At 67.3% G+C, this 18,553-nt stretch carries 18 protein-coding genes and 1 other RNA gene; 10 read left to right on the plus strand and 9 right to left on the minus strand.

Features of this window, described 5'->3' with window-relative positions:
* Window positions 1–121 precede the first annotated feature (121 nt).
* Entirely contained in the window at window positions 122–1,048 is a 927-nt protein-coding gene (locus tag AC3WMA_RS20335) for an alpha/beta hydrolase (RefSeq protein ID WP_492287168.1), read from the minus strand.
* Window positions 1,049–1,199: 151 nt separating this feature from the next.
* Between AC3WMA_RS20335 and AC3WMA_RS20340 the strand changes: the two genes are divergently transcribed.
* Window positions 1,200–2,840, plus strand: a complete 1,641-nt coding sequence (locus AC3WMA_RS20340; protein ID WP_492287169.1) for an acyl-CoA dehydrogenase family protein — start codon at window positions 1,200–1,202, stop codon at window positions 2,838–2,840.
* Between the two features lie 89 nt (window positions 2,841–2,929).
* Here AC3WMA_RS20340 and msrB read toward each other — a convergent pair whose 3' ends face one another.
* Entirely contained in the window at window positions 2,930–3,361 is a 432-nt protein-coding gene (gene msrB, locus AC3WMA_RS20345; protein ID WP_492287170.1) for a peptide-methionine (R)-S-oxide reductase MsrB, read from the minus strand.
* A 239-nt stretch (window positions 3,362–3,600) separates the two neighbouring features.
* Between msrB and AC3WMA_RS20350 the strand changes: the two genes are divergently transcribed.
* The 3 genes from AC3WMA_RS20350 to AC3WMA_RS20360 are packed head-to-tail and all read left to right on the plus strand — an operon-like array spanning window position 3,601 to window position 6,319.
* A complete protein-coding gene (locus tag AC3WMA_RS20350; protein WP_492287171.1) occupies window positions 3,601–4,824 on the plus strand; it encodes a BtaA family protein in 1,224 nt (407 codons plus the stop codon).
* Window positions 4,821–5,504, plus strand: coding sequence for a class I SAM-dependent methyltransferase (locus AC3WMA_RS20355; protein ID WP_492287172.1), 684 nt, complete (start codon window positions 4,821–4,823; stop codon window positions 5,502–5,504). Before AC3WMA_RS20350 ends, AC3WMA_RS20355 begins: the two co-directional genes overlap by 4 nt.
* 17 nt (window positions 5,505–5,521) lie before the next feature.
* Window positions 5,522–6,319, plus strand: coding sequence for a potassium channel family protein (locus AC3WMA_RS20360; RefSeq protein ID WP_492287173.1), 798 nt, complete (start codon window positions 5,522–5,524; stop codon window positions 6,317–6,319).
* A 12-nt stretch (window positions 6,320–6,331) separates the two neighbouring features.
* Here AC3WMA_RS20360 and AC3WMA_RS20365 read toward each other — a convergent pair whose 3' ends face one another.
* On the minus strand, window positions 6,332–6,904 hold the full coding sequence (locus AC3WMA_RS20365) for a thioesterase family protein (protein ID WP_492287174.1): 573 nt from the start codon (window positions 6,902–6,904) through the stop codon (window positions 6,332–6,334).
* 202 nt (window positions 6,905–7,106) lie between these two features.
* On the opposite strand from AC3WMA_RS20365, the gene AC3WMA_RS20370 reads away from it, so the two are divergent.
* Both AC3WMA_RS20370 and AC3WMA_RS20375 read left to right on the plus strand, forming a co-directional pair.
* Window positions 7,107–8,546, plus strand: a complete 1,440-nt coding sequence (locus tag AC3WMA_RS20370) for an FAD-binding oxidoreductase (RefSeq protein ID WP_492287175.1) — start codon at window positions 7,107–7,109, stop codon at window positions 8,544–8,546.
* Window positions 8,547–8,710: 164 nt separating this feature from the next.
* Window positions 8,711–12,310 (plus strand): AsmA family protein, encoded by a 3,600-nt coding sequence (locus AC3WMA_RS20375; protein ID WP_492287176.1) that lies wholly within the window; start codon window positions 8,711–8,713, stop codon window positions 12,308–12,310.
* A gap of 288 nt (window positions 12,311–12,598) precedes the next feature.
* Here the strand turns inward: AC3WMA_RS20375 and AC3WMA_RS20380 are convergent, their stop codons facing one another.
* The 6 genes from AC3WMA_RS20380 to AC3WMA_RS20405 form a co-directional block, all read right to left on the minus strand.
* Window positions 12,599–12,823: a ribbon-helix-helix domain-containing protein gene (locus AC3WMA_RS20380; protein WP_492287177.1), complete on the minus strand. Its 225-nt coding sequence runs from the start codon at window positions 12,821–12,823 to the stop codon at window positions 12,599–12,601.
* The gene (locus AC3WMA_RS20385; protein WP_492287178.1) at window positions 12,820–13,017 is read right to left on the minus strand and encodes a DUF4169 family protein; all 198 of its coding nucleotides are present in this window, start codon (window positions 13,015–13,017) and stop codon (window positions 12,820–12,822) included. Before AC3WMA_RS20385 ends, AC3WMA_RS20380 begins: the two co-directional genes overlap by 4 nt.
* Before the next feature lie 15 nt (window positions 13,018–13,032).
* Window positions 13,033–14,427 carry a class II fumarate hydratase gene (gene fumC / locus AC3WMA_RS20390; RefSeq protein ID WP_492287179.1) on the minus strand — a complete coding sequence of 465 codons (1,395 nt, stop codon included), beginning with the start codon at window positions 14,425–14,427 and terminating at the stop codon, window positions 13,033–13,035.
* An 11-nt stretch (window positions 14,428–14,438) separates the two neighbouring features.
* Window positions 14,439–15,011 carry an SspB family protein gene (locus tag AC3WMA_RS20395; protein WP_492287180.1) on the minus strand — a complete coding sequence of 191 codons (573 nt, stop codon included), beginning with the start codon at window positions 15,009–15,011 and terminating at the stop codon, window positions 14,439–14,441.
* A gap of 62 nt (window positions 15,012–15,073) precedes the next feature.
* Window positions 15,074–15,459, minus strand: a transfer-messenger RNA (tmRNA) gene (ssrA, locus tag AC3WMA_RS20400).
* 38 nt (window positions 15,460–15,497) lie between these two features.
* Window positions 15,498–15,761: a hypothetical protein gene (locus AC3WMA_RS20405; protein ID WP_492287181.1), complete on the minus strand. Its 264-nt coding sequence runs from the start codon at window positions 15,759–15,761 to the stop codon at window positions 15,498–15,500.
* 215 nt (window positions 15,762–15,976) lie between these two features.
* Between AC3WMA_RS20405 and AC3WMA_RS20410 the strand changes: the two genes are divergently transcribed.
* The 4 genes from AC3WMA_RS20410 to AC3WMA_RS20425 are packed head-to-tail and all read left to right on the plus strand — an operon-like array spanning window position 15,977 to window position 18,418.
* The gene (locus AC3WMA_RS20410; RefSeq protein WP_492287182.1) at window positions 15,977–16,771 is read left to right on the plus strand and encodes a thymidylate synthase; all 795 of its coding nucleotides are present in this window, start codon (window positions 15,977–15,979) and stop codon (window positions 16,769–16,771) included.
* Complete coding sequence (locus tag AC3WMA_RS20415) at window positions 16,768–17,418, plus strand: CPBP family intramembrane glutamic endopeptidase (protein ID WP_492287183.1); 651 nt, start codon at window positions 16,768–16,770, stop codon at window positions 17,416–17,418. Before AC3WMA_RS20410 ends, AC3WMA_RS20415 begins: the two co-directional genes overlap by 4 nt.
* Window positions 17,415–17,897: a GNAT family N-acetyltransferase gene (locus tag AC3WMA_RS20420; protein WP_492287184.1), complete on the plus strand. Its 483-nt coding sequence runs from the start codon at window positions 17,415–17,417 to the stop codon at window positions 17,895–17,897. Before AC3WMA_RS20415 ends, AC3WMA_RS20420 begins: the two co-directional genes overlap by 4 nt.
* Before the next feature lie 5 nt (window positions 17,898–17,902).
* A complete protein-coding gene (locus AC3WMA_RS20425; protein WP_492287185.1) occupies window positions 17,903–18,418 on the plus strand; it encodes a dihydrofolate reductase in 516 nt (171 codons plus the stop codon).
* Window positions 18,419–18,553: the final 135 nt, after the last annotated feature.

Below are 18,553 nucleotides of genomic sequence, written 5' to 3' on the forward strand. Positions count from 1 at the left end.
TGCTCGTGCGTGATTCGTTCTCCGGCGAATATAGGGCGTCGCTGTCAGGATTGCGCCCTGCCGGAGCGATCATTTTATATCCCGTTCCACAGGGAGGTGGCAGCATGCCCCTGTTCGCCGGTCAGCGCGCTGGCAGCAGGTATTTCAGGCCCTGCGTGAAGCCGCGCGGTGCGACGGTGAGGTGATCCTCATCGTCGAAGACGACCGACTTCAGAGTCAGATTTGGATACTTCCGGCTGCGCAACGCCGCCTCCAGCGCCCGGTTGTCGGCGACCATGTCGACCGTCTGGCTGTAGCGCCGGTCGCCTTTGCGTTGTGCCTCATAGGCGCCGACATAGAGATAGACCTTGGCCGGCAGGTCGCTGTTCCCGGCGGCATAGCGCGCTTCCAGTCCCAGAGCATGGCGCTTGTCGTACCAGAGCGAGGGGCTGCCGAGGATATAGCCGCTGAACAGGCCGGGCTCGGTGAACAGGATCTGCGCGCCCAGCAGCGAGCCGTAGGAGTGGCCCAGAAAGAGCGCTCTGGCGGGATCGGTCCGATAGCGGGCGGCGATGAACGGCTTCACCTGATCGCGCAGATAGGTTTGGTACGCCGGCCCCTGGCCATGGACCGCGCCGGCCGACGCAGTGCTTGGTCCATTCGGCGTCGGCGTGTAGTCGCGCCGGCGGCTGACAGCGCCATCCTCGCCCTTGGCATAGGACAGCCCGACCAGGATGAATTCCTCCACCTTGGGTCCTTCAAGGTTCAGGCGGCGGCTGATCTGGCGGAGGATCGGGAAGGCATAATCGGCGTCCGTAACGTAGAGCACCGGGTAACGTCGCTGCGGCTCCTTCGCATAGGAGGGCGGCAAGGCGACGAAGACCTGATAGCCGCGGCGCGAGACCGGATCGGGCACGTCCCAGACTTCGCTGTCGGCGATCTCGTAGGGGCGGCCTTCGCCCGGCTGCACTTTCAGGGCCGGTTGAGATCGGGCGGCCGTCGAAGCGGCGGAGACGCCGAAGCCGGCGATGAGGGCGATCAGCAACATATTCGGGAGGGGGCGTCGCACGTTGGGTCTCCGTCGTCGCGCGCCGATCGTGGTGCGCGGGACGATGTGCGGTGGGAACCGGGGCAGCAATCGGGCGGATTCGCAAACGGCTGAGGGCGGCATAGTCTGGTGGTTAACGGCAGGATTGTTCGCAGAGCTGGAGGAGAAGGCCATGGCGCAGCGATCGCACGGCGAGCAGGTCACCAATCAGGTGCCGGTGCTGGCGGCGTACGATGCCTTCGCCACCGATCCAGTGCTGCCCGGCATCGTCTCGGCCTTCGGGGCCGATTGGGCGCGCGAACGGCTGCATGAGGCAGGGCGGACGGTCGGTTCGGCGCGGGTGCAGGAGCTGGCTTATCTCGCCAATCGCTATACGCCTGAACTCAAGGCCTTCGACCGCTTCGGCAACCGTATCGACGAGATCACCTTCCATCCGGCCTGGCATGAACTGATGGGGCTCGCCATCGGACAGGAGACGCATGCGCTCGCCTGGAACCGGCCGGACCCCGGTGCGCAGGTCGCCCGCGCCGCCTTGCAATATCTCTGGTATGGCGCCGAGAGCGGCATCTGCTGTCCGATCAGCATGACTTATGCCGCCGCGCCGGTGCTGAAGCAGGACCCTCTGCTTTGGGAGCAGTGGGGCTCTCTCGTCACCTCAAATCGCTACGATCGGCGACAGGGGCCGGCGCATCTCAAGACCGGGGCGACCGTCGGAACGGCGATGACGGAGACGCAAGGCGGCTCCGACCTGCGTCAGACCCAGACGGTGGCCGAGGATAATCGCGACGGCACCTTCTCGCTGCATGGCCGGAAATGGTTCTTTTCGGTGCCGCATTCCGACGTTTTCCTGACGCTGGCGCGGACAGGTGAGGGCATTTCCTGCTTCGTCGTGCCGGGCTGGCTGCCGGATGGTTCGCGCAACGGTGTCGCGATCCAACGCCTCAAGGACAAGGTCGGCAATCGCTCGAATGCCTCTTCCGAGGTCGAGTTCAGGGGGGCCATCGGCCATCTCATCGGCGAGCCGGGCCGGGGCATCCGCACGGGCCTGTCGATGAACCATAACTCGCGGCTCGATATCGCGGCTGCGTCGTCCGGGCTGATGCGGATGGCGGTTTCGCTCGCGGCGCATCATGCCCAGCATCGCCGTGCCTTCCAGAAGGCGCTGATCGACCAGCCGATCATGCAGAACGTGTTGGCCGATCTTGCGATCGAGGCGGAGGCGGCGGCCTGGCTCGCTTTCCGGCTCTTCTCGGCGCTCGACCGGCAGGAGGCGTCGGAAAGCGAGCGACTGCTGGCGCGGGTCGGGGCGCCGATCGCGAAATACTGGATCACGCGGCGGGCGCCGGCCGTGGTCACCGAGGCGCTGGAATGCCATGGCGGCAACGGCTTCATCGAGGAGAATCCGATCGCGCGGCTCTACAGGGAGGCGCCGCTCAACGCGATCTGGGAAGGCTCGGGCAACGTCATCTGCCTCGATGTACTGCGTTCGCTGGCGCGCGAGGAGGGGGCGGTCGAGGTGCTGCGGGCTGAGCTGATGGCGGCTGCGGGCGCGGACCGGCGCTACGATGCGGCGCTGAAGCGGCTGGAGGCGGAGTTGCCGGAACTGATGCGCAACGAGGGGCAGGCAAGGCGATTGACGGAACGGCTGGCGCTGCTGCTGCAGGGCTCGCTGCTGCTGCGCTTCGCGCCGAACGTCGTGGCAGATGCGTTCATTGCCACGCGGCTTGGTGATGGCTGGTCGGGGCAGTTCGGCGACCTGCCGCCAGCGGTCGATGCGGCGGCATTGGCGCGGCGAGCGGTACCCGCTATCTGAAACGTCATGCCCGGGCTTGACCCGGGCATCTCTGCATCGCTTTTCCGTCACGAGATGCTCGGGTCAAGCCCGAGCATGACGCGTGTGCCTCACGCCGCTTCCGGCTCGAACGTCATCGCCTCGCCGTTGATGCAGTAGCGCAGGCCGGTCGGCGGCGGGCCGTCCGGGAAGACGTGGCCGAGATGGCCGCCGCAATTGGCGCAGTGGACCTCGACGCGGAGCATGCCGTAGCTGCGGTCCTCCGTTGTGCCGACAGAGCCCTCAAGCGGCTGGTCGAAGCTCGGCCAGCCGGTGCCGCTCTCGAACTTCTTGCCGGACTTGAACAGCTTCTGGTCGCAGCCGGCGCAGGAGAAGGTGCCGGCGCGCTTCTCGTAGTTGAGCGCGCAGGAGCCGGCCCGCTCGGTGCCGTGGCCGCGCAGGATGCGATATTGCTCCGGCGTCAGGCGCGCGCGCCATTCGGCGTCCGTGAGCTGGAAGGGGAAGCTCTCGTCCTGCTTCTTCTCGGCTCCGAACATGCTCATCAGACCCATTGCGATCTCCTTCCTGGCGGGAGCGCCTAATCGGCTTTCGAGCGCCCAATATGGCGTCTCCCGTGCCGGATTTCAGCCCCGGACGCCGCAGGCATTTTCACGATGCCGTGGCGGAGAAGCGCAAGCCGTCACCTGACCGTCACGCGACTCCTCTAGCAGCCCGGCCACCCGCAAAGGGAGGAAAACCGGTGACGGAACAGGCGACGCAAACGGCACGCGCGGCCCGCCGCATGACGAGCTCGGGCCTCGGGCAAGCGGTCCGCCGCAGCAAGACGCTCTCCAAGGCCGGCATGCTGGAATGGCTGTTCGCACGCGCCTTCTCGGGGCTGGTCTATCCGCAGATCTGGGAAGACCCGGTCGTCGACATGGCGGCGCTTGAGCTCAAGGCCGGCGACCATGTCGTGGCGATCGCCTCCGGCTCCTGCAACATCCTGTCCTATCTCACCGCGGCGCCGATCAAGGTCAGCGCGGTCGATCTCAACGCCACGCACATCGCGCTCGGCCGCCTCAAGCTCGCCGCGCTGGCGCGAATCGAAAGCCAGGAGGATTTCCTGCGCTTCTTCGGCCGGGCGAGGGATCGCTCCAATGTCGCGCGCTACGATCGCGAGATTGCTGATCATCTTGATGCCGTCTCGCGCGGATACTGGGAGGGGCGGGGGCTGAACGGGCGGCGCCGGATCAATCTCTTCGCCAAGGGGTTTCATCGCTATGGCCTGCTCGGCCGCTTCATCGGCACCGGCCATGTGCTGGCGCGATTGCTCGGCGGCAATCCCAAGGCGATGCTGGCAGCGCGGGACATGGCCGAGCAGCGCGCGCTCTACGACAAGCATCTGGCGCCGGTCTTCGAGCGCAAGCTGGTGCGCTGGCTTGTGCGCCAGCCGGCCTCGCTCTACGGGCTCGGCATCCCGCCGGCGCAGTACAAGGCGCTGGCCGCCGATGGCGAGGACGGCATCTTGGGCGCGCTGAAGCTCAGGCTCGAGCGCCTCGCCTGCGATTTCGATCTGAAGGACAATTATTTCGCCCAGCAGGCTTTCGGCCGGCGCTATGGCGAGGGGCCGGATGCAGCCTTTCCGCCCTATCTCCAGAAGCAGCATTTCGCGGCGGTGAAGGAGCGTGCTCCCGGCGTGTCCTATCGCCAGAGCGCGGTCACGGCCTTCCTCGAAGACCAGCCGGCCGAGAGCTGCGACGCCTATGTGCTGCTCGATGCGCAGGACTGGATGAACGATGCCGATCTCACGACCTTGTGGTCGCAGATCACGCGCACGGCCCGGCCGGGGGCGCGGGTGATCTTCCGCACCGCCGCCGACGAGCGCCTGCTGCCGGGACGTGTGCCGGCCGCGATCCTCGACCAGTGGCATTACGAGGAGGAACAGAGCCGCGAACTCTGCCGGCAGGATCGCTCGGCGATCTATGGCGGTTTCCACCTCTATGTGCTGAAGGGGCAGGCCCTGTGAGCGCGGCCGAGGCACCGGCGGGAGGCTCAGCCGCCGGGCTGATGGACCGGATCTACCGGCACCAGCGCCATATCTACGATGCCAGCCGGAAGTTCTATCTGCTCGGCCGCGACCAGCTCATCGACGGCTTGCAGCCGCCAAAGGGCGGGAGCGTGCTGGAGATCGGTTGCGGCACCGGGCGCAACCTGATCCGGATCGCGCGACGCTATCCGGACTGCGCCTGCCATGGGCTCGACGTCTCCAGCGCGATGCTGCTGACGGCGCAAGGCTCGGTCGCGAAGGTGGGGCTGGAGCAGCGGATCCGGCTCGCGCAGGCGGATGCCACGGGCTTCGATCCCCAAGTGCTGTTCGGCCGGGCCGGCTTCGACCGGATCGTGATCTCCTATGCGCTCTCGATGATCCCGCCCTGGCAAGGCGTCGTCGCCGAGGCTTTGCGCCGGCTTAGCCCCGGGGGCTCGCTGCATATCGTCGATTTTGGCGATCAGGCGGGTCTGCCGGTGCCGTTCAAAAGATTGCTGCTGCGCTGGCTCGGCCTGTTCCATGTCACGCCGCGCGAGGACTTGCCGAAGGTCGTGCGCGCGATGGCCGAAGCGGCCGGGGCCGACTGCCGGGTCGGGGCGCCCTATCTTGGCTATGCGGTCCATGCGGTGGCGACGCGGCGTAGCGGCGCGCCAGTCTAGCCCCTATGCTGACGGCGATGGATGCCGCCGACGCCCCGCCCGACCAGAGCCGCTTCGAAGCCCTGCGCGACCGGCTGCGCCAGCTCTATCATGGGCGCTCGCCGTCAGCCCTGCGCTTCCAGGCGGTGACGACCGTCGTCGACCTCCTGATCATCGCCTTCTTCATCCTGACGCCCTTGCTCAGGGAGAACGCGGCCTTCCTCTGGATCGACTATTCGGTTGCGGTGATCGTGATCGCCGAGATCGGCGCGCGCCTGCTGGCCTCGACCAACATGCTCAGGCTGCTGCGCCAGCCGACAATGCTGCTCGACCTCTTCATCCTGCTGACGCTGCTCATGCCGCAATGGCTGGAGAATTTCGGCTTCCTGCGCATCCTCAGGCTGTGGTCGCTGTCGCACAAAGGCATCGTCTGGGCGCAGTTCCGCGAAACCCGCTTCCGCGAATGGGAAAGCGTGGTCCGGGCGCTGAGCAATATCGCGACCTTCCTCTTCGTGGTGACCGGCTTCGTGTACACCTTCTTCTTCCGGCACGAGGGTGGGCTGGAGAGCTATGTCCAGGCGCTCTATTTCACTGTCGCGACGGTGACGACGACCGGTTTCGGCGACGTGACCCTGCCGGGCGTTGCCGGCAAGCTGACCTCGATCGTGGTGATGATCGTCGGCATCACGCTGTTCGTGCGGCTGGCGCAGGCGTTGTTCCGCCCGAACAAGGTGCTGTTTCCCTGCCCCGAATGCGCGCTGCAGCGTCATGAGCCGGATGCGGTCTACTGCAAGGCCTGCGGGCACAAGCTCAAGATACCCGACGACGATCCCTGATACGGCGCCCGTTTAGTGCCGGGTTTCGGTCGCCGTCTCGGTCTCGCGCTCCTCAGTGGCCTCGTCGACCCGGATCGCGGACTTCCTGGGCATGCCGATGATGCGGCCGATCGTGGCCGGCAGCGGCATCATGCTGTGCGCGGCCTTCATCAAGGCGATATTCGCGAGGATATCGGCCGGGAAGGGCGTGACCTTGCGATCGACCATGTCGACATGCAGCGACAGGTTCTCGCTGGTCGCCGCGAGCCAGCCCTCGTTGGCGTGCCGCATCTCCAGATAGTAGTGCAGGCGCTTGTCGTCGAAGGCGATGAGCTGAGCGGTCACGCGCACGAGATCGCCCTCGGTCAGTTCGCGCTTGTAGAGGATGTGGCACTCCGCCGTGAAAGTGGAGGCATGGCGCGTCTCGACATAGTCACGAGTCAATCCGACCAGCGAAAAGACCTCGTCGACCGCCCGGTCGAACAGCACATGGTAATAGGCCATGTTGAGATGGCCGTTATAGTCGATCCATTGCGGCTCGACCCGCATCGCCGACGAGACGAAGGGCGCGAAGAACAGCGCCGGGGCGCGGGTATCGTGTTTCATGTTCGCCTCCCTGACAGGCGCCTCGTTCAAGGGCCGGCGGCATTATTGCCGCTGCCCATTCGACCGTCGCATGATCTAGTATGCATCGCTCGCAATCGGCGTCAGCATTCTGGGCCGGCCAGTATGGCAGGACCATGTCGAAGCGTAACCGATTGCGAAACCGATCTGTTCCAAATCTAAGCGCCAAAACCGGATGTTGACAATGAGCTTGCCTGCCGCCGCTCCTCATGACAGCCCTGTCCCGGCCGCAGTGCTGCCGCCCTCGCCGGAGGCGATCGCGGCGGTGACGCAAGCCTTGGCCGCAAGCTTCGGCAACCGCCTGGTCACCAGCCTCGCCGTGCGCCAGCAGCACGGCCACACGCTGACCTGGATACCGAACCAGCCGCCCGATGCGGTGGTGTTCCCGCAGAGCACCGAAGAGGTCTCCGAGATCGTCAAGCTCTGCGCCGTTCATGGCGTGCCGGTTATCGCTTTCGGGACAGGCACTTCGCTGGAAGGTCACGTGAATGCGGCCTTTGGCGGCGTCTGCATCGACATGTCGCAGATGAAGCGGATCATCGCGGTTCATGCTGAGGATCTCGACGTCATCGTCGAGGCCGGCGTCACCCGCAAGGAACTCAACGAGCATCTGCGCGACCAGGGCCTGATGTTCCCGATCGATCCCGGCGCCGACGCCTCGCTCGGCGGCATGGCGGCGACGCGGGCCTCGGGCACCAATGCCGTCCGCTATGGGACGATGAAAGACAACGTGCTGGCGCTGACCGCGGTGATGGCTGACGGCTCGATCGTCAGGACCTCGACACGCGCCCGCAAGACCTCGGCCGGCTATGATCTCACCCGCCTGCTCGTCGGCTCGGAAGGCACGCTCGGCATCATCACCGAGGTGACGCTGAAGCTGCACGGCATTCCCGAGGCGGTCTCGGCCGGCGTCTGCCCGTTCCCCTCGGTGAAGGCGGCCTGTGACGCGACGATCCTGACGATCCAGACCGGCCTGCCGGTGGCGCGCATCGAACTGCTCGACGACGTGATGATCCGCGGCGTCAACCTGCATGCCAAGCTCGGCCTGCCGGAGACGACGATGCTTTTCGTCGAGTTCCACGGCACCGAAGCCGGCGTGAAGGAGCAGTCCGAGCGCTTCGGCGAGATCGCGGCCGAGTTCGGCGGCGGCCCGTTCGAGTGGGCGACCAAGGCCGAGGATCGCTCCAAGCTCTGGCAAGCGCGCCATGACGCCTATTGGGCAGCGAAGGCGTTGCGCCCCGGCTTCGACTCGGTCGCGACCGATGTCTGCGTGCCGATCTCGCAGCTGGCGGAATGTGTCGAGGAGACCAAGCGTGATATCGAGGCCTCAGGCCTGATCGCGCCGATCGCCGGCCATGTCGGCGACGGCAATTTCCATACGCAGCCGCTGGTCGATCTTGCCGATACCGCCGAGGTCGAGCGGGCGCAGGCCTTCATCGACCGGCTGGTGAGGCGCGCTCTCGCCATGGGCGGCACCTGCACCGGCGAGCACGGTGTCGGCCAGAAGAAGATGAAGTACCTGGAGCAGGAGCACGGAGCCGAGGCGCTCGCGGTGATGCGCACGCTGAAGCGCGCGCTCGACCCGCGCAACATCCTCAATCCCGGAAAAATCGTCGCCCTGTGACGCCGTTGCGGCTTGCGCTGCCCACAGGGTTCGCCGAAATGTCGTGATCTCGCCGCTACTTGCGGGCAGGATGGGGGAGGCGCCGGTACCGGCTGTCATTGCGCTCGCAATGACGTTCGAGGCCAGCGCTGCTTCACCATGACGACAGGGGCAGGCAGCGGAATTTGCGTGAAAGTCTGACAGTTCTGGCCGGCCTGCTGGTGCTGGCGCTGCTGGTGGCCCTGATCGGCCCCGGCTTCGTCGACTGGCGCGCCTACCGCCCGCAGATCGAGACGCGCTTGAGCGAAGCGCTCGGGGTCGAGACGCGGATCGGCGGCGCCATCAGCCTGCGCCTGCTGCCCTCGCCGCGCATCGCGCTGGAGGACGTGCGGATCGGGCTGGGCGACGGCACGGCAAGCTCCGCCAGCGCCGAGCATGCGACCGTCGAGCTGGCGCTGGCGGCGCTCGCGCGCGGCGAGTTCCGCTTCTCGGAAGCGCGGCTCGACGGCGCCGCGATCTCGCTTGCGCTGGATGAGACGGGCGTGATCCGCCTGCCCGAGCGCAGCGGCTCAGGCATTCCGGCCGGCGCAAGCCTCGACCGCCTGACGATCAGCCGCTCGACCCTGATCTGGCGCGAGGTGGGCAAGCCTGCCGTCACGCTCACGCCGATCGCGGCGGAGATGTCGGCGGTGAGCTTCGCCGGCCCCTGGCGTTTCGAGGGCGAGGTCGCGGGTGCGTCGCTGCGCGTCACCACCGGCGAGATCGAGGCCGACGGCCGGCTGCGGACGAAGGCTTATCTTACCGGCGAGGACCTGCAGCTCGGCTTCGACGGAGCTATGCTTTTCCCGAAGGGAGCCGAAGGCTTTGGCGCCGAACTGGACGGTGCCTTCAATCTCTCGCCGGGCGGCGCGGTCGCGCTGGCCGGACGGGTCAAGGGCGGCAGCCGCCAACTCGACCTGTCCGGGCTTGCGCTGGACATCGCGGGCGGTGCGGCGCGATTGGAAGGCGAGGGGCAGTATCTCCCCGGTACGGGAAAGGGCTCGCTGGCGCTGCGGGCGCGCCGGCTCGATGCCGATGCGCTGACGACGGCGCTAGCCGAGCGGCAGGGCTTTGCACGCGCCTTGCAGGGCCTGCCGGGCGCCTTCGATGTCAGTCTCGATCTCGACCAGTTGATCTGGCGCGGCGAGGATTTCTCGACGCTCGCTCTGCGGGGACATCTCCATGACGGGGGCTTGAGCGATGCATCGGCTTCCGTGCGCGTGGCCGGGGCTCTGCTCGGCGCGAGCGGCAGCCTGAATTCCGAAGGTGCCTCGGGCCGGCTCAATCTCAAGGCCGAGGATGCGCGGCGTGTCGGGCTGGTGCTGGCACGGGCCGGTCTCGACCCGGCGCTGGCCGATTTCATCGCGCGGCTCGGGCGGATCGACGCCGATATCGTCGGAGCCTGGACAGGCACCGGCGGCCGCTTCCAGCGCCTGCTGGTCGCGGGTTCTTCGGGCCTGCGCCTCGATGCCTCCGGCGAGATCGCGCCCAACCGTATCGCCGCGAAGGCGGCAGTGAACGGGCTCTCGCTCGATACCCTCCCGCCTGGCAACAGCCTGTCCGGCCTACTCCGGCAGCGCGACGTGGCGCTGGATCTGGCGCTCACCAATCTGCGCTTCCGCAATGCCCCGCCGGGTTCGGCCAATCTCGACCTCAGGCGCGAGGGCGATGTCTGGCGCCTGAGCCGGCTGTCGGTCGATGGCTTCGGTGGCGTCGCCGTCACCGGTGCCGGTGCATTGTTGGCGGAGGGCGGCGAGATTTCCGGGCGGGTGCGGGCGCCGCGCTTCGAGACCTTGACGGCGCTGGCCGGCCCCCTGCTGCCGGAGACCGCGATCCAGGCGCTCCAGCGCGTCGGCGAAGGGCTCGCGCGGCTCGATACCGGCTTCCGCCTGACGCGTGCGGCTTCCGGCGAGACCAGCCTGTCGGTCGAGGGCACGGCTGCGGCGGGCAGGCTCAAGCTCGACGGCCGGCTTGACCGGACCGGCAACTGGAGCCGGGCGGCGCTCGGCTTCGAACTCAACGATCGGCGGCAGGCTTTCGCGGCCCTGGGTCTGCCGTTGCCTCAGCAGGGCGGGGCTGGCCGGTTCACTCTCGAACTGGACCGGGGCAAGGCGACAGGCTCGCTCGCCGGGCAGGGGCTGTCTGTGGTCGTCGAGGATAGCGGGAAGGGACCGCAGCTGACCTTGCAGGCCGATGGGCCGGGGCAGATTCTCGCCGAAGGCCCCGCGCGCCTGCTGCCCGATGGGGTGATAGACGCTTCTGCGCGGCTCGGCATGGCCGAGGAGGCGATCCGGCTCGACGATATCACCGCCAATCTCGGCGGCATGGCAGTGAACGGCTCGCTGTTGCTGCCGCGCGAGGGGCGTTCCTCCGGCCGGATCGCGGTGCCGGCAGCCGATCTGCGGCCATTGATGGGTGCAGCGCTGGGGCAGGCGGCGGCGACGCCGAATGCGCTCTGGTCGACGGGACGCTTCGGACGCATCGCGGGCTTCCCCGATTTCGACATTGCTGTGGAGGCCGGGACGCTGCTCGCCTTCGACGGCGGGACGATCCGCAATGCCAGCTTCGCTCTGCGCTCGGATCAGGACGGGCTCCGGATCGATGATATCCGGGGCAGCTATGGTGGCGGGCAGCTCGCCGGGCGGCTCGGCTTGCGCCGCGATGGCGGGCTCGCCCAACTCAACGGCCGGCTCAGCCTGATGGCGGTCGATCTCGGCGAATTTACCAAGGGCGCCGTCGGCGGCAAGGCCTCGGGGCAAATCGAGTTCGGCGGTTCGGGCGAGACTCCGGCGCGTCTGGTTGCTGGCCTGAGCGGGGCTGGCAGCCTCGCGCTCACAGGCACGCGACTCTCGCGCTTCGATCCCAACGCCTATGCGCGGATCATCGCCGGCACTGGCGAGGATGCTTCCGAGAGCGATGCATCGCGCCTGCAGGATCGCCTGAGCGAAGCGCTCGACAAGGATGCCTGGGCGCTTGGCGATGTCACGCTGCCTTTCACATTGGCCGGCGGTCTGATCCGCCTCCAGCCCTTCGCCTTCGAACGCAACGGCCTGCGCGCCGAGGCGAGCGGCATCCTCGATCTGCGCGCACTGACCGCCGATCTCAGGCTCGGCTTGAGGCCGCTCGGCGCCCTGCCGAAGGGCTGGCCGGGCGATGCGCCGCAGATCGGCATCGCCTGGCGCGGACCTTTGTCCAATCTCCGGCGCGAGAGCGATGTCAGCGCCCTCTCGAACACCGTGGCGGCGCGAGCTCTGGCGCGCGAGATCGAGCGGGTCGAAGCCTTCGAGGCGGATGCGCGCGAGCGAGCGATGCATGCGCGGCGCCTGCGGGCCGAGCGCGAGACGCGGGAGAACGAGCGCAAGCTCGCCGAGTTCCTGAAGGCGCAGGAAGAGGCCCGCATCGCCGAGGAGAAGCGGCAGGAGGAGGCGCGGCGAATCGAGGAGCAGCGTCGTCTGGCCGAAGAGAAGCGGGCCGAGGAGTTGAGGCGCGTCGAGCAGGCGAGGGCGGAGCTGGAAGCGCGCCGGCGGGCGGAAGCCGAGGAACGCGCCCGCGCCGCGGCTGAGCGGGCTGCTGCTGCTGCCGAGCGGGCCGCAGCACAATCCGCGCCGCCACAGGTTCAATCACAGCCCGGCCCGCTCGTCCTGCCGGGAGCGCCGCTCAGCAGCTCGCCGGAGGGCGCGGTGCAGGCGCCAACCGGCGGCGTCGCACCGGCACAGCCGCAACCGCGCAACGCGCCGTTACGTTGAGAGCTTGATTCAAGCGCTTCGCGATTTGATTCCGAATTTTGTCTTAAGCGTTTGATCAGATGTGATTTTTCTGACTTCCGCCCAAGGGTTTTCGATCTTCTGAGGAGTCACGTCGTCATTCCGGGGCAGGCCGGAGGCGCGAACCCGGAACCCACGACTGGGTGAGAAATTCGATGCGCGGTTGCCGGCGGCTCGCCCAGTCGTGGGTTCCGGGTTCTTCGCTGCGCGAAGCCCCGGAATGACAAGGGTGGTTCTGACCAGGAGTAGGCCGGCCGTTGACCGCACTGCCTACGAGCCGCCAGCCAACTTCCGGTAATGCGCCAGCGCATGCAGCCTTAGCGCAGATGAGAGGTTCAGCTCGCCCCGGCCGGAATCGACCTCGGCGACGAGGGCGGCGATAGGGCGATCCTCGCCGGCTGCGATCTCCTTCAGCGCCTCCCAGAAGGGCGCCTCCAGCGAGATGCTGGTGCGGTGGCCGGCGATGCTGAGCGAGCGCTTGCGCTCCGGCTTCATGCCGGCTCCGGCTCGTCGTCGCGGCCGAGCTTGTGCCCGTCGATATGGCGGGCGGCCTTGTCGCGCTCGGCCTCGGTCAGCTTGCGCTCGGCCTTGGTGCGGCCGAAGGAGATACGGTTCTGCTCGGCCGTCTTCTCGGCCTCCGCCCGCGCCTTCTGCTTGCGGACCTGGCGGAGGTTGATGATCTCGGCCACGGCACCCGCCCTGCGTCAGGCCGGGCCGAGCATCAGCTCGGGCTTGACCGTCGCGTCGAAGAGTTCGGCATCGACGCCGGCCTTCAGCGCTTCCTCGCGCAAGGTCGTGCCGTTGTGATGGGCGGCCTTGGCGATGCCGGCGGCCTTGTCGTAGCCGATCGCGGGTGCCAGCGCCGTCACCAGCATCAGCGAGCGCGAGAGCAGCTCCTTGAGCTGCGTCTCGTTGGCCTCGATGCCCTCGACGCAGTTGACGCGGAAGCTCTCGGCGGCGTCGGCGAGGAGCCGCACGGACTGGAGGAAGGCAGCGGCGATCACCGGCTTGAAGACGTTGAGCTCGAAATGGCCCTGGCTGGCGGCGAAGCCGACCGTCGCCTGGTTGCCGTGGACCTGGGTCGCGACCATGGTCAGCGCCTCGGCCTGAGTCGGATTGACCTTGCCCGGCATGATCGAGGAGCCCGGCTCGTTCTCCGGCAGGCTGATCTCGCCAAGGCCGGAGCGCGGGCCAGAGCCCATCAGGCGGATGTCGTTTGCGATCTTGAACAGGTCGGAGGCGAGCGCAGCCAGCGCGCCATGGGCGGCGGCAAGCGCGCCATGGCTCGCCAGCGCCTCGAACTTGTTCTCGGCGCTGCGGAAGGGCAGGCCGGTCAGCGTCGCGGCTTCCTTGGCGAAGAAGGCGGCGAAATCGGGATGGGCGTTGAGGCCGGTGCCGACAGCGGTGCCGCCCTGCGCCAGCGCATAAAGCCCGCCGAGCGCCGCCTCGATCCGGCCGATGCCGAGATGCAGCTGCATCGCATAGCCGGAGAACTCCTGGCCGAGCGTGACCGGGGTCGCGTCCTGCAGATGGGTGCGGCCGATCTTGACGAGATGCTTGAAGGCTTCGGCCTTGGCGTTCAGCGCCTTTTCGAGAGCGCGCAGCGCCGGCAGCAGCCGGCGCGTGATCTCCAGCACGGCGGCGATATGCATCGCGGTCGGGAAGGAATCGTTCGAGGACTGGCCGCGATTGACGTGGTCGTTGGGATGGACCGGGCTCTTGGCGCCGAGGCCGGCACCGAGCAGTTCATTGGCGCGGTTCGCCAGCACCTCGTTGGCGTTCATGTTCGACTGGGTGCCGGAGCCGGTCTGCCAGATCACCAGCGGGAAATGCCCGTCGAACTTGCCGGCGAGCGCCTCGTCCGCCGCATGGGCGATGGCGCCGGCGACGCGCTGGTCGAGCAGGCCGAGCTTGGCGTTGACATGGGCGGCGGCCTTCTTGACCAGCACCAGCGCATGGACCAGCGGCAGCGGCATGCGCTCGCTCTCGCCGCCGATGCGGAAATTCTCGAGGGAGCGCTGGGTTTGCGCGCCCCAGTATCGATCCGCCGGCACGGCGATCGGGCCGAAGGAATCGGTTTCGGTGCGCGTCTCGGTCATGGCGTCCGTCGTCAGGGCTTCTTGCGGAAGGAATCGAGGCTGACCACTTCGGCGCTGCCTCGGCTGTCATCGCCCTCGGTGGCCGGCTCCGCTTTCGCGGATGCGGCGGCCGGCTCGGCGGCGGGCGCCTTGCCCTTCGCGGCCGGGAGGGCCGCAGGGACGATCTTTGCGGGCGCGGGGGCCGGCTCGGCAGGTTCGGCTTCCGGCGAAGCAGCGTCTTCCGCCTGGTCCTGCGCCTCGAATTTCAGGCCGAACTGGACGGAGGGGTCGAAGAAGGTCGAGATCGCGTCGAAGGGCACGAGCAGCCGCTCCGGCACGCCGGAGAAGGACAGGCCGACCTCGAAGGAATGCTCGCCGACGCTCAGGTCCCAGAACTGGTGCTGGAGGACGATGGTCATCTCTTCGGGATGCTTCTCGCGCAGGCGCTGCGACAGGCGCACGCCCGGAGCGCCCGTGCGGAAGGTCACGTAGAAATGGTGCTCGCCCGGCAGCCCGTCGCGCGCGGCCTCCGTCAGGATCTTGCGGACCACGCCCTTCAGCGCGTCCTGCACCATGAGATCGTAACGAAGAACATCCTTGGACATCGAGTCGTGGTTTCCGCTTGTTGCGTTCCGGCGGGAACAGCCGGCAGGCCGTCAGAAAAAGAAGTGGAGGCTTCTGTTGCCAGGCGCCTCCGAGCCCCGCCTTACGCGGCTAAACGCAAGGGCTTCGGTTTGGGAACCAGCACCGCTTACGCGGCGACAGCAACCCGAGCATTGTTGTCGTTGGCAACTATGCTTTGGCCCGATAACGGCGGAACCATGCCGAGCAAAAGGATAACCTTTACACCCTCGTCGATCCTATTTCGCCCCCGCCGCAGCCCTGCAACCGCTCGGCTGCAAGTTCCTGCTGCTCGCGCCGCAGGGCTGGGGTGGAGGCGCCGGGTACCGCCCCCGGGTCCGAAAGGCTTATTTCGAGATCCGTTTATCGCCATAGCCGTTCTTGCGAGCGGCACCTGCGAATATAGGGAAGCCTGTGGCGTTGGGAAAGGGTTCTCACGCTTTTTCGACAGGGACTGCGGTTTCCCTGCCTCAATTCAGAATGCGTCCATTTCGGATGTCGATATCGAGGCTCATCTCGTCGTCCTCGACGGTGCGGCCGGCGACCTCCCAACGATCGTCCAGGCGAACGATCTCCTCGACATGGACGAGCCCGGCGCTCCAGGCGATGTCGCGGGCCTGCCGTTCCGAGATCGTCGCGGTGGCATAGGTTTCCTCGCCATGCGCCGACAGCGCGATCAGGGCGTTGAGAGCGAGCGCAGCGAGCAGGCTGCGCGGCACGTTCAGGGTCGGCATATCGACTATCCCCACGAATCAAGCGCGCGATCAGCGGCGCCGATTGGGGCGGGTTTGCGGACGGGGGAAGCTCACGTAGTGTCGCATTTGCGTGAGGCGTCAGGCTCCCGCCATCAGCTGACAGGGTGTGCGGCAAAGGCTGGGGATGCCTGCCTGCCGGGCGGGGCCAAGCCACCTCCAAGCCGCTATAGTCGCGCGCCTTCCAGAGAGTCGCCATGCGCCAGTATCACGACCTGCTCCAACGCGTCCTGACCGAGGGCGTCCGCAAGGACGACCGGACCGGCACCGGCACGCTCGCCGTCTTCGGGCACCAGATGCGCTTCGACCTGTCGGAAGGCTTCCCGCTGGTCACGACCAAGAAGCTGCATCTGAAATCGATCATCCACGAGCTGATCTGGTTCCTGCGCGGCGACACCAATGTGCGCTACCTCCAGGAGAACGGCGTCACGATCTGGGATGAATGGGCCGATGCCAATGGCGATCTCGGCCCGGTCTACGGCCGGCAATGGCGCTCCTGGGCCGCGCCGGACGGGCTGGTGATCGACCAGATCGCCTGGCTGGTGAACGAGATCCGCCGCAACCCGGATTCGCGCCGCCTGATCGTCTCGGCCTGGAACCCGGCCGATATCCCGAAGATGGCGCTGGCGCCCTGCCATTGCCTGTTCCAGTTCTTCGTCGCCAACGGCAAGCTCTCCTGCCAGCTTTATCAGCGCTCGGCCGATGTCTTCCTCGGCGTGCCCTTCAACGTCGCGAGCTATGCCCTGCTGACCCATATGGTGGCGCAGGTGACGGGGTTGGGCGTCGGCGAGTTCGTCCATTCCTTCGGTGATACGCATCTCTACGTGAACCATCTCGACCAGACGCGGCTGCAGCTCTCGCGCGAGCCGCGCGCGCTGCCGAAGCTCACCCTCAATCCGGCTGTGACGCGGCTGGAGGATTTCGAGTTCGCCGACGTCACCATCACCGATTACGACCCGCATCCCGGCATCAAGGCTCCGATCGCTGTATGAGCCGTCGCGACGGCGCGATCGCAGCTGGGCAGGTCCTGCTTGCCGTTGCCTGCGGCTATGCCGCCGTGAGCGCGGCTTCGCTGTTGGGAAGAGCGCTCGGGCGCGAGCCCAGTTTCGACGGCCGGGAGACGGTCTTCTTCCTGGGCCTCGGCCTTGCCACGCTGCTGCTGGCATCCGCCTCGGGCGAGCCGGTGCGCCGGGCTCTGGCGCTGTCATGGCCTGCGGAGCGGCGGATCGTCACCCGCTTCGCCCTGGCGCTCATGGGCATCTTCGCGATCGAGGCGGCCGTGGTGTTCTCGGGCGTGCTGGGATCGCTGGACGAGCTGAAGGCGATGTCCAGCTCGGAGCGTAGCCTGCTCGGCTTCGCCAATGCGGTCCTGCTCGCGCCGGTCGTCGAGGAGGCGCTGTTCCGCGGCCTGTTGTTCACGCGCCTGCGCCGCCATCTCGCCGCGTTGCCGACGCTCGTCGTGGTGACCGTCGCCTTCGGCTTCCTGCATGTCGAGAACGGGCTGCTTCACGTCGTCTCCGTCCTGCCGGCCGGCGCCTTCCTGGGGCTCGCCCGCGAATTTTCGGGCGGAATCGGATTGCCGATCCTGCTCCATGCCTGCATGAACCTTGCCGTCGTCATCGTGGGACTTGACTTATGACCCTGACCATCCGTTCCGCCCGTCCCGGCGAGGCCGGGCTCGTGCTCGCCTTCATCCGCGAGCTCGCCGAATACGAGAAGCTGCTGCACGAGGTCGTGGCGACCGAGGCCGAGCTCGAAACCGCGCTGTTCGGGCCGAACCCGAAGACCTTCTGCGACATCGCCGAATGGGATGGCGAGCCGGTCGGCTTCGCCGTGTGGTTCTACACCTATTCGACCTTCTCCGGCCGGCACGGCATCTGGCTGGAGGACCTCTATGTCCGGCCGGACCAGCGCGGGCGCGGCATCGGCAAGGCCCTGATCGCGGGGCTGGCGCGACGTTGCGTCGATGAAGGCCTGCCGCGCCTCGCCTGGTGGGTGCTGAACTGGAACGAGCCCTCGCGCGTCTTCTACCGGGCGATCGGCGCCAAGGCGCAGGACGAATGGACCGTGAAGCGGCTGGAAGGCGAAGCGCTGGCGAAGCTCGGCGCGGAGGCTTGAGCGCGATGCAGCCTCTTCCGGTCGTCCTCGTCGCGGCCATCGCCGACAATGGCGTGATCGGCAGCGACAACAAGCTGATCTGGCGGTTGAAGACCGACATGCAGCGCTTCCGCCGGCTGACGACCGGCTGCCCGATCATCATGGGGCGCAAGACCTATCTCTCGATCGGCAAGCCCTTGCCGGGCCGTCAGACGGTGGTGCTGACGCGGGATCGCGCCTTCCATGCCGAAGGCGTCCATGTCGTCCATGAGGTCGGGGAGGCGCTGACGCTGGCCCAGTCACTGGGCCAGGAGATGGGCGCCCATGCCGTCATCATCGGCGGCGGCACCGAAATCTACGCGCAGATGCTGCCGCTGGCCGACCGGCTCGAACTCACCATGGTTCATGCGCGGCCTTCAGGCGACGCGGCATTCCCAGGATGGGACGAGGGCGCCTTCGCCGAGACGGCGCGGGAAAGCCATCCAGCCGATGCCGAGAACGACCATCCTTATACCTTCGTCACCTATGCCAGGCGCGGCTGATCGCCGCTTTCCGTTCACGATGAATGGCTTGCGCCGTTGACGAATCCATGGCCCATGACCAAGTCAGCCCAGCGCCTTCGGTCGAAGGCGCTGACAAGCGGCCGTGATTTGCTTATGGCTCGGCCTCGATAGAAC

Source organism: Allobosea sp. FW305-C-101, from assembly GCF_058783685.1.